The sequence below is a fragment of the Exiguobacterium sp. s70 genome (genome assembly GCF_018618315.1).
Taxonomy (GTDB): Bacteria; Bacillota; Bacilli; order Exiguobacteriales; family Exiguobacteriaceae; genus Exiguobacterium; species Exiguobacterium chiriqhucha.
Window position 1 is genome coordinate 248,985 of sequence record NZ_JACSLV010000003.1, and the last position, 11,886, is coordinate 260,870.

At 53.1% G+C, this 11,886-nt stretch carries 13 protein-coding genes; 6 read left to right on the forward strand and 7 right to left on the reverse strand.

Annotated features, from left to right (window positions below; genetic code table 11):
- Positions 1-151: 151 nt before the first annotated feature.
- Entirely contained in the window at positions 152-463 is a 312-nt protein-coding gene (locus KNP84_RS09695) for a hypothetical protein (RefSeq protein WP_021067931.1), read from the forward strand.
- 41 nt (positions 464-504) lie between these two features.
- Here the strand turns inward: KNP84_RS09695 and KNP84_RS09700 are convergent, their stop codons facing one another.
- Entirely contained in the window at positions 505-1,497 is a 993-nt protein-coding gene (locus KNP84_RS09700; RefSeq protein ID WP_029596391.1) for an LLM class flavin-dependent oxidoreductase, read from the reverse strand.
- A gap of 273 nt (positions 1,498-1,770) precedes the next feature.
- On the opposite strand from KNP84_RS09700, the gene KNP84_RS09705 reads away from it, so the two are divergent.
- Entirely contained in the window at positions 1,771-3,147 is a 1,377-nt protein-coding gene (locus KNP84_RS09705) for a YjiH family protein (RefSeq protein ID WP_214836571.1), read from the forward strand.
- Between the two features lie 72 nt (positions 3,148-3,219).
- The gene (locus KNP84_RS09710; RefSeq protein WP_214836568.1) at positions 3,220-3,876 is read left to right on the forward strand and encodes a C39 family peptidase; all 657 of its coding nucleotides are present in this window, start codon (positions 3,220-3,222) and stop codon (positions 3,874-3,876) included.
- Here KNP84_RS09710 and KNP84_RS09715 read toward each other — a convergent pair.
- Complete coding sequence (locus tag KNP84_RS09715) at positions 3,864-4,673, reverse strand: hypothetical protein (protein ID WP_215114685.1); 810 nt, start codon at positions 4,671-4,673, stop codon at positions 3,864-3,866. The two genes, KNP84_RS09710 and KNP84_RS09715, sit on opposite strands and share 13 nt — an antisense overlap.
- A 96-nt stretch (positions 4,674-4,769) precedes the next feature.
- Between KNP84_RS09715 and rluF the strand changes: the two genes are divergently transcribed.
- A complete protein-coding gene (gene rluF / locus KNP84_RS09720; RefSeq protein WP_021067926.1) occupies positions 4,770-5,480 on the forward strand; it encodes a 23S rRNA pseudouridine(2604) synthase RluF in 711 nt (236 codons plus the stop codon).
- Between the two features lie 30 nt (positions 5,481-5,510).
- Here rluF and KNP84_RS09725 read toward each other — a convergent pair whose 3' ends face one another.
- Positions 5,511-5,927: a hypothetical protein gene (locus tag KNP84_RS09725; protein ID WP_251131204.1), complete on the reverse strand. Its 417-nt coding sequence runs from the start codon at positions 5,925-5,927 to the stop codon at positions 5,511-5,513.
- A gap of 53 nt (positions 5,928-5,980) precedes the next feature.
- Positions 5,981-6,391, reverse strand: a complete 411-nt coding sequence (locus tag KNP84_RS09730) for a hypothetical protein (RefSeq protein ID WP_214836562.1) — start codon at positions 6,389-6,391, stop codon at positions 5,981-5,983.
- A 122-nt stretch (positions 6,392-6,513) separates the two neighbouring features.
- Between KNP84_RS09730 and KNP84_RS09735 the strand changes: the two genes are divergently transcribed.
- A complete protein-coding gene (locus tag KNP84_RS09735; RefSeq protein ID WP_021067925.1) occupies positions 6,514-6,840 on the forward strand; it encodes a hypothetical protein in 327 nt (108 codons plus the stop codon).
- A gap of 49 nt (positions 6,841-6,889) precedes the next feature.
- Here KNP84_RS09735 and KNP84_RS09740 read toward each other — a convergent pair whose 3' ends face one another.
- Positions 6,890-9,511: a S8 family peptidase gene (locus KNP84_RS09740; RefSeq protein ID WP_215114686.1), complete on the reverse strand. Its 2,622-nt coding sequence runs from the start codon at positions 9,509-9,511 to the stop codon at positions 6,890-6,892.
- Between the two features lie 222 nt (positions 9,512-9,733).
- A complete protein-coding gene (locus tag KNP84_RS09745; protein ID WP_215114687.1) occupies positions 9,734-10,483 on the reverse strand; it encodes an SDR family NAD(P)-dependent oxidoreductase in 750 nt (249 codons plus the stop codon).
- Between the two features lie 122 nt (positions 10,484-10,605).
- On the opposite strand from KNP84_RS09745, the gene KNP84_RS09750 reads away from it, so the two are divergent.
- Positions 10,606-11,232 (forward strand): TetR/AcrR family transcriptional regulator, encoded by a 627-nt coding sequence (locus tag KNP84_RS09750; protein WP_215114688.1) that lies wholly within the window; start codon positions 10,606-10,608, stop codon positions 11,230-11,232.
- A gap of 26 nt (positions 11,233-11,258) precedes the next feature.
- On the opposite strand, the gene gloA2 is transcribed toward KNP84_RS09750, so the two are convergent.
- Positions 11,259-11,639, reverse strand: a complete 381-nt coding sequence (gene gloA2, locus KNP84_RS09755) for an SMU1112c/YaeR family gloxylase I-like metalloprotein (protein WP_021067921.1) — start codon at positions 11,637-11,639, stop codon at positions 11,259-11,261.
- Between the last annotated feature and the right edge of the window lie 247 nt (positions 11,640-11,886).

Sequence of the window (11,886 nt, forward strand, 5' to 3'; positions counted from 1 at the left end):
TGTACCTCCAGGCAATCTCCGTTTCTTCTAGTTTAGTGGTTTTAGCCGGTCTTGTTCACGAAACAGTTTAAAAAAAGGGGAAGACGTTTTTAACGAGCGGTCAATAATCGGGTATAGATAAGTAAAAGTCGCAAAAGTGAGGTGAACCATCATGCTCAGTCGAAACGTCTATCCACAGACACGGCCTGGAAAATGGTCGGTCCTCTTGTTGCTTGCGGTGTTCGTGCTCTTACTCGTGTCTGCTCTCATCGTCCAATCCGCTCAACCGTTCAACTTCGACACGTTATTCGACAACACGTGGGCGGCTATCGTATCGATGTTGGCCATCGCCGCCGCACTCGGTGCGTTCGTCGTGGGGGTGTATACAATCTTACGCAATCACGAACGTTCGGTCGCCGTCTTCTTTACCGTCTCGCTCGGCGGGCTTGTCGCTTTGTTCGTGCTCATGCAACTGTTCCTCTAACTGACAAACGCACCTTTCCGTTAGGAATAGGTGCGTTTTCGTCATAGAAGTTCTTTGGCGAGCAACCGATAGACGTTCAAGCGGCTCTCTTGTGTATGCTGGATGCTGCAAATCATCGCCTCATCAAATCCATAATGGGCTGATTCTTCCTGCAGTTGCGTCGCAATCTGCTTCGGTGTCCCGACGAGATGGATTTTTCGGTTGTTGGCGATTTGAATCTTGTCGATTTCGGTGAGCGGATAGTCGTGTGCTGCCTCCGGACTCATCAATTGGCGGAGCTGGCCTTTCATCAAGAACAGGCGCGATAGATCGGATGGACGTGCCAAATACTCGGCCTCTTCTTCCGTCTCGGCCGTCGTGACGAGATACGTGACGCTGATGTCCGGCTTCTCCATGAAAGCGGACGGGGTGAAGTGCTGACGATACGCGTCAAGCGCCGCGACACTCAGCTCCCCATTGAAGAATTGAGCGAAGGAATAGCCGAGCCCCATCCGTCCTGCTTGGATGGCGCTGTTCCCGCTCGACCCGAGGAGCCATGCCTCAGGGAGCTTCACACCCGTCGGCGCTGCCGGCGTATTCTTATACCATCGTTCTTCCGGCGCCTCATCGTTGATGAGTTGGAGTGTCGTCCCGAGTTTTTCATACAGGCCGTCCATCATCGGTTTTTGCCCTTGCGACATCGCGTAAATGGCGTTGGCGTCTCCACCCGGTGCCCGCCCGACTCCAAAGTCGATGCGGCCCGGTGCGAGCGCACTGAGCGTCTTGAATACTTCGGCCATTTTGAGCGGTGAATAGTGCATCATCATGATGCCACCTGACCCAAGACGAATTCGTTCTGTCTTGGCCGCAATATAAGCCGCGACGACTTCCGGTGCCGAGCTAGCGAACGACATGCCGCCGTGATGTTCGGCCATCCACATCCGGTAATAGCCGAGCTCTTCTGCCAATTGGGCCAGTTCGACCGCACTTTGTAACGCATGTTCTGACGTATGTCCGGATGTCACCGGCGCTTGATCCAATACACTTAATCTCATCTGTATCGCTCCGTTCCTAAAGTATATATGGTGAATATCTCGATTTTGTAAGACTCGCCGTCATCATACTAAAGTGAGCCGGAGAATACGAATAGTTCGCTCTTGAGAACGCTTTCTTTTTTCAGAAAATTACAACGGGTTGTTGCCTGCTGGATGTTCACTTCTCTATAATGAACGAGAAGAAGCTATTCCTTCATAGCAATTCACGTAACGCACGATGGGGACGTGCCAGTGAAGCGCACACTACACTTTCGGGGAAAAGGGGTAAATTGAATGAATCACACACCAAACCGGTCCGGTCATGACGGACCCACATTCACGTCAGCAGATTACATGAAATTCATCATTCCATCGTTAATCGGGATTCTATTCTTCATCGTCCCAATCCCGTCTGGTGACGGGTTCACCATTCCCGTCGCCTTTTTATCGAACTGGCTGATTGATTTGATCGGCGGCATCGTACCGACGATTGCCGTCATCATGATGGGCATCTCGGTCGTCGGCTCACTCATCGCGTATGCGGTCAAACCGGCGTTCATCTTAGAGCGCCCTCATTTGAACACGTTGTTCAACGTCACACCGTTTTGGTTTGTGATGCGCGTCATCGGCTTCATCGCCGGCTTTATGACGTTACTCGTCATCGGGCCCGAGGCGATCACGTCCGAGTTCACGGGCGGCCTGTTGCTTTATCAATTGATTCCGATTTTATTCGCGACGTTCTTGTTCGCCGGGATGTTATTGCCGCTCCTGTTGAACTTCGGATTGCTCGAGTTCGTCGGTACGATGCTCATCAAAGTGATGCGCCCGCTGTTCCGTCTACCGGGTCGGGCCTCGCTTGACGCGCTCGCGTCTTGGGTCGGGGACGCCACGATCGGAATTTTATTAACGACAAGACAATATGAAGAAGGCTACTACACGAAACGGGAAGCCTCGATTATCGCCACGACGTTCTCTGTCGTCTCGATCACGTTCACGATCGTCATCTTGTCGTACATGAAACTCGACGCCTACTTCCCGCATTATTACGGAACTATTATCTTGTCTGGTATCGTCGCCGCGCTCATCATGCCGCGCATCTATCCGTTGTCCCGTAAGCCCGACACGGCATATGAAAAGACGGAATTGAAACCGGAAGAACCGGTGCCGGCGAATGTCCCAATGCGCGTCTGGGCACTACGTCAAGCGTTGCTCAAATCAAAATCGAGTAAAGGCGCCGGCGCCACGTTCAAAGACGGGTTCCAAAACGTGCTCGACATGTGGCTCGGCATTTTGCCGGTCGTCATGGCCGTCGGAACGATTGCGCTCGTCATCGCCGAGCACACGTCATTGTTCACGATTCTCGGCAAACCGTTCGAACCGATTCTCATGCTGTTGCAAGTGCCAGAAGCAGAGGCAGCGGCCCAAACGATGGTCGTCGGGTTCGCCGATATGTTCTTGCCGGCCGTGCTCGGCAGCGGCATCGAAAGTGAGTTGACGCGATTCGTCATCGCCTGTGTCTCCGTCACCCAGCTCATCTTCATGTCTGAGGTCGGTGGATTGTTGCTCGGCTCAAAATTGCCAATCTCGTTCTTCGATCTCGTTCTCATCTTCTTGTTGCGGACGATCATCACGTTACCGATTATCGTCGGGATCGCCCATCTCATCTTTTGACGACGACACGCCCGTTCTCTCATTCCAGAGGACGGGCGTTGTTTGTATAATAAAGAAAAAGGGAGGTGCGTCATGGACGAACATTATGCCGGACAGCTCGAAGTAGCGAAGAAAGGCTACGCTGGAATCATCGACCCTAAGGCCTACGTGAACGACCGCTATCACGGCCATTGGACGGTCAAAAGCGAGAAGCGCATCAGCAGGGTTCCAGTGTTGCTTCAAAAAGCGTTCAGCGGGGGCAAGAACAATTGTACGCTCACCTCGATGACGGCCATTTTTCGCTATTACCATGATCTTGGCTATGAGCGCATCCCAGAGGACGTAATCGAGATTCAACGAGACGCGCGTGAGATTGCGCTCGCCCATCAGTTCAAAGACGAGAAAGGCACACCGCCGACTCGAATCAGTACGATCGTCACGAAACTATGGGCCCATTACGGCTACAAAGGGCATAGCAGCTCACGTTATTTATGGAAATGGTCGACATTCGAGCGCGAACTCGCGGCCGACCGCCCCTTCATCTTGAATATGGCGAACGGATTTTATAAAAATCACTCCGTGACCGGAATCGGGTACATCATCTTCCACAAGCCGGGCTTTCCCGACGTCATCTTGCTCGAGGTGCTCGATAACCGCTCCCGCGACATCCGCTATATCGATTTCAACGAGTTCAACTTTTGGGGCAGCATCACACGCGTCTATCCGCCCCAGGACGTTCAGCCGAAATAACGACGAGCGCTCGTCTCGATGGCCGTCCCGATTCTGATTAGATGCTCGCGTTTCACGTACGAACCGTGGTGGAGCCCGAAAGCGTCTCGACCGTTCCCGAGACCGACGAACACCTCGGATGGTTTGAAATGTAACCCAATCATCGGGATACCGAGCGTCATGTGATAGCCGAGTTCGAACCGGGCGCTCGGATACGCGTCCAGCCGTTCACTGTGCGTGAACCCATTAAATGCCGCACAGTTATCCCGCCCCAGGACGACCAAACGGGACGGGGTCACATAACGAATCGTCCGTTCGAGCAAATCGAGCGATGTTGGGTGCTCCATCCACTGTCGTCCCGTCCGCAATTGGCCCATCTGACGCCACGTCGCATATTTGAAAAAGTCGACATGGAGCGCGGACCCGTCGTAGAACGAGCGACCCATACCTTCGAGCAGGGCCTCGAGTTTCGCCCCGCCCGGTTTGCCGAACCAGCTCGTCGTCGCCTGTCCGGCCTCGAAGTAAGTCGCGGCGTAGTCGAGCGTCGCTTCGAGGGCACTTTCATCTTGTAAGTAGGTATCGAGTGATTCGTCACGCCAATAGAATTTTTGCGATACTCCGCTTCGAACGGTACCATCCCGTTCGTAAAACTCGCCGCGCGACGGGTTCGTCCCGACGGTGAGCCATTGTTGCTGCGTCGGTCTCACATACCATAGGACCGGGGACGCCCCGTCGATCAGTTCCGCCTGAAACGACGACGCCATGAGCGCTTGTTGAAATCGAATCGCGTCTTGCAATAGCACACGTGCCTGATCCATCGTGCCACATCCTCTCTACTCGGTCGTTTCCCGCTTTCAGGCACATGTAAAATACGTTATAGTGAGAGGACGAAGCCAAAAAAAGGACGTGGATCTATGCGTATCAACAAATTCATCAGTGAATCCGGTAAGGCGTCACGCCGCCAAGCCGACCGTCTCGTCGAAGAAGGACGGGTCACCATCAACGGCAAGAAAGCGAAAATCGGCGACCAAGTGAATCCAGGAGATGAAGTACTCGTCAACGGTTCAGCCGCCCGTGTCGCACGAAACAACGTCTATATCGCCGTCCATAAACCGGTCGGCATCACGAGCACGACCGAGAAGAAGGTCAAAGGCAACTTGGTCGACCTCGTCAACCACCCGCTACGCATCTTCAATATCGGCCGTCTCGATAAAGACTCGGAAGGGCTCATCTTGATGACGAACGACGGTGATATCGTCAACGAGATCCTTCGCGCTGAGGGGGAGCACGAGAAAGAATACATCGTCTCGGTCGATAAGCCAATTACCCCGGAGTTCGTCGAACAGATGGAAGCCGGCGTCAAAATTCTCGGTCAGAAGACGTTGCCGTGTAAAGTCCACCAACTGTCGAAGTTCGATTTCAACATCACGCTGACACAAGGGCTCAACCGCCAAATCCGACGCATGTGTGAAGCGCTCGGTTACGAAGTGTACCGTCTTCAGCGCGTACGTGTCATGAACATCACGCTCGGCAAGCTCCCGCCCGGACAATGGCGCGACCTGTCGAAAAAAGAGCGTGAGCAGTTGTTCCGCGAATTGAATTACGAACCGAAAGAATGGTATTAAAACAAGCCCAGACGCTTTTGTCTGGGCTTGTTATCGTTCATAGAGCGATGCGACATGGTCGGTCTCTCGTCGGATAAAGCGTTTGAGTTGGGCGCATAAGTCATCGAGTTGCCCCATCGTCGTCTTGAACTTGAAGGTCGCATGGAAGTGGTCGAACGGATCGTGTTGCCACTCGTCATGGATGAAGACGTCGACTTGAATCGTGCCTGTCCGATCAATCAGCGTGAACGTGAGGCTGATTTTATGGTCATCCGCATCCGGGTCCAACAACTGCCAAATCACGGGTTCCTTGCCCCAGGTGTTGTTGAATCCAGCAATCGAGTCAATCAGTTCTTGCAGTGTCTCGTCCTGCATATATACATCTTGATTGCTCGAACAGACGGATGCATGGAGCTGAAGCCTAATCTGGTAAAACAGCTCGGTCTCATCCATCCAAATCCGTTCCATCTCAAATTGAGTTTTCACTTTCTACACCCGCTTTCTCGTTTTGACTTGGCCACTTATTCTGGGCGAAGCGATTCGACCCAATCGGTTTCGCACGCCAAGAATGCCGACAGTTGTCGCTGCAACTCATCCATCTGCCCCATCGTCGTCTCGAACGAGAACGTCGCCTTCATGTCTCCACCATCGCCTTTCATTTGTTCCATCTCAATATTGACCCGAACGGTCCCTCGCGCATTCGCCAGTTCGAACCTTAACGAGACGTGAACGAGCGGGACATCGAGCGCCCAAGTCTCAGGTGACTTCCCGTTTCGTGCATTGAACGCCCGTAACGTGGAGACGAGTGATTCGATGTCGGCACCTGTGACATATTCGTCCATCGTGACCGCGCACCATTTCCCTTTCAGCGTCAATTCGACTTCCATTTCCAACACGTCTTCCCAAATCCGTCTCAGTTTGAACTGTTCCACCCTCGTCCCCCCATTCTCTCATTTCGACTATATCATGTCGTTTCCACGAAATCCGTCAACTTTTCGCCAAAACGGGAATAGTTCTATACAGATGATCTCGCAACGAAAAGAGGTGAATCGTCATGAATGGCGCCTTGTTTCCTCGCACCTCGGTCGGCAAGTGGTCGATTATCCTCATCGGCTTGTTCCTGGCCATGTACGTGCCGTTCCTCCTGCTCGATAACTTCGATACGACCTTTCATTCGACGCTTTGGAGCGACAACGCCGCGAACATGCTTCGGCTCAGCTATATGACCACGTTCTCCGTCCTCGGGCTCGGAGCATTCGTGACCGGATGGTGGGCCATCTTGAAACAAAAAGAGTACGCCGTGCTCGTCTTCTTCGCGGCCGTCCTCGGCTCCGGACTGTTCGTCCTACTCGTCATGGAGCTCCTCGGCATCCTCGAATAGAAGACAAAATAAGGAGTTCGCCGCGGCGAACTCCTTGTTGATTGCGCACTTATTTGACGATGACTTGCTTCATCTGGCTGGCGCGGCCTTTCGCATCTTCGATATGAACCGAGAGACGCTCTCCTTTTTTGAGCGTGCGTGTCTTCGTGACGAACGATCCTGTGAGTCCAGTCGTCCCTTTCCCGATGACGCGGCGCTTCGCATCACGCACGATGACCGTCATTCCAGCGTCGGCGCGACCGGTCACTTGTTTCGCGTTCGCACGCGGTGTCGTGACGACCGGCTGTTTCGGACGAGCTCCTGTTGTGACAAGGAGACGTTCGCTCGAAACGAGCTTGCCGTTGCTATAGACGACACGGAGTGTCGTGCCTGCTTTTTGCGCTCCGATGTTCAATGCGACACGAGCCTGTTTCGACGTTCCTGTCGCAAGACGTTTCTCGCCGTTATAGACCGTCACTGTCGTCCCGCTTTGCACGCTAGCGGCAAATACGGTCGAATTGTCACGGACGATCCCTGGCTTGGCGTAGAGACGTAGCATCGAAGCCGCATAATGCACGTTCACTTTGCCGTAGCCACTGATGTAATCATAGTTGAACGGAAGCTCTTCTTCCGAATCTTCCATGAAATAGTCAAGTCCGTCTTCATAGCTCATCCCTTCGGTCGCATCGCCGCCTGAGAAGGCGACTGGTTCCGCTGTGCGATGGAGCAATTGACGTACTTCTTCCACTTTGAGTGTCGGACGCGTCGATAACAACAAACCAACGACGGCCGAGACGTGCGGTGTCGCCATGCTCGTTCCGTCCATATAGACGACGTTACCGTTTGGCACGAGGCTCGCGACTTTCGTTCCCGGTGCCACGACGTCGACGCCGTATCCGTGGTTCGAGTAATCCGAGACGATGCCGAACGTGTTCGTCGCACCGACCGAGATCGTGTATTTCGATGAAGCTGGGTATGACAGGCTTGAATCGCCGTCGTTCCCGGTTGCCGCCACGACGACGACACCACGGTCATATGCGTACTTCAACATGTAGCCGATTGTCCGACTTTCGCTGCCGCCGAGGCTCATGTTGATGACTTTGGCACCCGCATCGACCGCATACTTGATGCCGAGCGCGATTTGTTCTGTGTCTCCAGAACCGCTCGCATCGAGCACTTTGACCGGGAGAATCGAAACGGCCGGCATCATGCCGCGCATCGATGTCCCGTTGTTTTGAATCGCACCGATGACGCCGGCGACATGTGTCCCGTGGCCGTGGTCATCGATGGCACTGCCTTCCCCGTTCGGGTCGACAAAGTTCTTCTCGTTGGCAATATCGACGCGTCCTTTGAAGTCAAGGAGGCGATAATCGACACCCGTATCGAGCACGGCCACTTTGACCGATCGTGCCGGCAAGTTGAGTGCCTCGTAAGCGTCAATGCCGATGCCAGCATCTTGGAACGGCGCCAATACCGATTTTGAATTGAGTGACCATTGATAGTCGTAACTCGTGTCGGCCATGAACGCTTGATACGTCTGGACCGGCTCGATGAACTCGACGTTCGCGTCACGCTCGAGCGTCGACTTGGCTGTCGCTTGCGTTTTCGTGCTCGCCGCTTCAACGTCGACGACCGCGAAGTGGTCACCTGGGCGACCAAGATCGACTTTCTCTGCCGAGACGTTCGATAACGCGTTCATCTTACCGAGCGACTTGCTCGGTGACGATTTGTATTTGACGATATAACGCGGCGCATCATCGACTTCAATCGATACCCCGAATTTACCCATTACATCTTGGAGCGGTGTTCCGGCAAGCGTACCCGTCCCAAGCTTAGCTGCTACCTTGTCGACTTCTGCTTGCAATGCTGTCGGCACACTTGACGTCACGAGCGTCTGTAACCGTTCGATGGCCGCTTCATCCGCTTGCGTGAGCGTGTATGATTTCCGATCAACGAGCGCGTTCATGAGTGGCTGTAACGCCTTCAAATCATTGTACGCTTGCTGGCGTTTCGCGCCGTCTTTCACCATCGCTTTGATGAGGTATGGCGACGTCCGATAGTACAAGGCGGCCAAATCGTTGCCTGACTCCGATTGTGCCAACACTTCCGTCTGGATGCGACGGATGAGTTTCAACATCGAGTCGCGCTCTGGTGCCGGATTTAAAATCGATTCGACGGCACACATGCCTGCCTCCGTCTCGATGTTTTCATACTTGACCGGCAATTTGACCGGGTTGTAGACGAGCTTGATGTCGGAAGGCGACACCGTTTCTTCTTCCATCAGCGGGAGATACTCCACTTTGATGTAGTACGGACCTTCCCATGCATATGGGAAACGAATCGTCGCCGATTGCTGTCCGTCTTCTTGTGACGCGCTCGAACGATACTGTTCGAACGTCTCGTCTTTCGCTGCCAAATCGGCACTCGGATAGATCGAGATATTCGCGAGCTTCGTCGAATCGAACTGAACTTCCATATGCGTCATCGCCGATGGAGTCCCCCGTTCCATTTTGAACCAGTATGTATTCGTGGCGTCTGTCCCGGTTTCGAACGTGACTTCTACTCCGGGGCTGAGCGTCTTCGCCTCTTGCATCCCCGCTCCAGCGTCCGCACTCGCTTGTGGTGGAATCAATGCCAATGCGAGCATGAGCACCGTGACGAATGATAAAACTTGTTTCCATGTTGCTTTCATCTGTTCTCCTCATTTCTATATGTCCAAAGCTTCAACCGACGGATCCGTCAATTCATGTATACGTGATAATGGCTTGAAGGTTCCAACAATTAACTACAAAAAATCACTTAATTTCATTATTTTAGGAAACTCTCAATTTGTCTATCTCTAATATGGTTTTTTCGAAAAATAATTTAAAAAAGGTCAGAGGAAAATTCCTCCGACCTGAACGAGTGGTATAGCTTATTTTGCTGTGACGCCCCCATCGACCGGAAGTTCGATTCCCGTGATGTGATTTGCTTCATCCGACGCGAGGAAGAGGACGGCCGTCGCCACTTCTTCAGCCCGACCGAGATTCGGCAAAGCGATTTGATTCAAGAAATGTTGTTTATAGTCCGGGTGCTCCATATGCGGCGCACTCATCGGTGTCACGATATAGCCCGGATGGACCGAGTTGACGCGAATGTTGTGCTTGCCGTAATCGACGGCTGCCGCTTTCGTGAGCGACCGGACGGCTCCTTTCGAGGCCGTATAGGCACCGGCACCGGCCATACCTGTGAGCGCTGAGATGGACGAGATGTTGACGATCGACCCGCCGCCGTTTTGCTCCATGAGTGGAATCGCATATTGCGTTCCGAGCATGACGCCATCGATATTGATTCGATACGTGCGCGCCCAGTCTTCCTCCATCTGATCCAAGAACGGTTTTGCGAGCGCGATGCCCGCATTGTTGACGAGCACATCGAGCTTGCCGCACACGGACTGGACTTCGTTATAAATGTTTTCCCAATCGTTGCGTGACGTGACGTCGTGTTGAAGCGCGATCGCTTCTCCTCCGTTTGAACGGATCGTTTCCACGACGCGCGTCACCGCTTCAAAATTGATGTCTGTCGCGACGACGGTCGCCCCTTCTCGTGCGAACAACTTGGCCGTCTCTTCTCCCATACCACTGCCTGCCCCCGTAATGACCGCTACTTTCCCCGTTAACCGCATAATCCCAACTCCATTTCTTTAAATATGATAGTCTAACTATCATTATAGTAGTCGATGCACATTCGATTCTCAACGAAACTGCTTCGACACGGTATAATAACGAGATACAAAGAGGTGATTTCATGAGTAAACGACAACAAAATAAAGAAGAACGAATGAATCGCATCATCAAGCAAGCCGAGGTGCTCTTTTTACAAGACGGATTTGAACGGGTGCAAATGCAGGATATCGCTGACGCGTCCGAGCTCGGGGTCGCGACGTTGTTCCGGTACTTTCCGAAAAAAGACCAATTGATCGTTGCCGCGGCCGTGCGCAATTTGGCACCGACGCTCGACGCGTTCAAACAACTGACGAGCCGGCCTGGAAATGCCTACCCGCGACTCGAAGCGATTCTCGACTATTTACTCGACCAACAAGTGAAGAGGACGAGTCATTCTCGTTTCCGTGAGGCGTTCGAGAGTTATGCCTCGTCCGTCGCAAGTCCCCTTCCCGGGATTGACGACTATATCGAATTGCAGCGCGAAATCATGGAGACGCTCGAACCGCTCATCGCGGACGGGAAGACGGACGGTTCGCTCCGGAGCAATCTCGACGTGAAAGCAACCGTCGTCACCATCATCAACGCGTTCGGTACGTTCGGCAACAACATCATTTTGAAGTCTCACATCAGTTATTTAGAGGACGACATCGAGCCCCTCATCCAACAGCGGGTGTTGCGAGAGATGCTCTTGTCTTACGTGCGCCCATAACGAAAGCCCCTTCGCGTGAAGGGGCTTTATTCGTGCAGTTCGAGCGGCAGACCGTCCGGGTCGAAGAAGAACGTCATCTTCTCGCCCGTGAACGTGTCAAACCGAATTGGTTCCGTCGTGACACCGTGCGTATTCAGTTCAGCGACGACCGCCTCGATGTCGTCGACTTTAAAGGCGAGATGACGGAGTCCACACGCCTCCGGGAAGCTCGGCCGTTTCGGACTGTCCGGTTTGATGAACAGCTCGAGCTCGTACGCACCGAGCCGCAGGTCGATCTTGTGATCGCCTTTGTCCGGACGCTGATGCTCGCGGATGACGTCGAAACCGAGGATATCGATGTAGAACCGTTTCGCCTCGTCATAATTTGAAGCGATAATCGCCACGTGATGGATGGTATGTAGTTGCATCATAATCCCCCATATACAAAAAAATGAGCACCTCTCACTAGAGGTGCTCTCGAAAAGTCTACCGCGTCGAACCACGCTCCACAACGTGCTCCCGAAGGAATGTCCGCCGTCTTACATAGACCAGCTCATCGCATGTACTCAACTATAGGTGAATCTGAGCCCCGCGTCAACGTTTTGTTTGAATCGGGTTGACATCTTCCTAAAAATTAGGATAATCAATAGTGTTAGCACTCTTATCATCAGAGTG

What these genes read in the sequence shown, in the direction of transcription:
- KNP84_RS09695 (WP_021067931.1), top strand. Translation starts at nt 152, where the DNA reads ATGCTCAGTCGAAACGTCTATCCACAGACACGGCCTGGAAAATGGTCG.
- KNP84_RS09700 (WP_029596391.1), bottom strand. Translation starts at nt 1,497, where the DNA reads ATGAGATTAAGTGTATTGGATCAAGCGCCGGTGACATCCGGACATACG.
- KNP84_RS09705 (WP_214836571.1), top strand. Translation starts at nt 1,771, where the DNA reads ATGAATCACACACCAAACCGGTCCGGTCATGACGGACCCACATTCACG.
- KNP84_RS09710 (WP_214836568.1), top strand. Translation starts at nt 3,220, where the DNA reads ATGGACGAACATTATGCCGGACAGCTCGAAGTAGCGAAGAAAGGCTAC.
- KNP84_RS09715 (WP_215114685.1), bottom strand. Translation starts at nt 4,673, where the DNA reads ATGGATCAGGCACGTGTGCTATTGCAAGACGCGATTCGATTTCAACAA.
- rluF (WP_021067926.1), top strand. Translation starts at nt 4,770, where the DNA reads ATGCGTATCAACAAATTCATCAGTGAATCCGGTAAGGCGTCACGCCGC.
- KNP84_RS09725 (WP_251131204.1), bottom strand. Translation starts at nt 5,927, where the DNA reads ATGGAACGGATTTGGATGGATGAGACCGAGCTGTTTTACCAGATTAGG.
- KNP84_RS09735 (WP_021067925.1), top strand. Translation starts at nt 6,514, where the DNA reads ATGAATGGCGCCTTGTTTCCTCGCACCTCGGTCGGCAAGTGGTCGATT.
- KNP84_RS09740 (WP_215114686.1), bottom strand. Translation starts at nt 9,511, where the DNA reads ATGAAAGCAACATGGAAACAAGTTTTATCATTCGTCACGGTGCTCATG.
- KNP84_RS09745 (WP_215114687.1), bottom strand. Translation starts at nt 10,483, where the DNA reads ATGCGGTTAACGGGGAAAGTAGCGGTCATTACGGGGGCAGGCAGTGGT.
- KNP84_RS09750 (WP_215114688.1), top strand. Translation starts at nt 10,606, where the DNA reads ATGAGTAAACGACAACAAAATAAAGAAGAACGAATGAATCGCATCATC.
- gloA2 (WP_021067921.1), bottom strand. Translation starts at nt 11,639, where the DNA reads ATGCAACTACATACCATCCATCACGTGGCGATTATCGCTTCAAATTAT.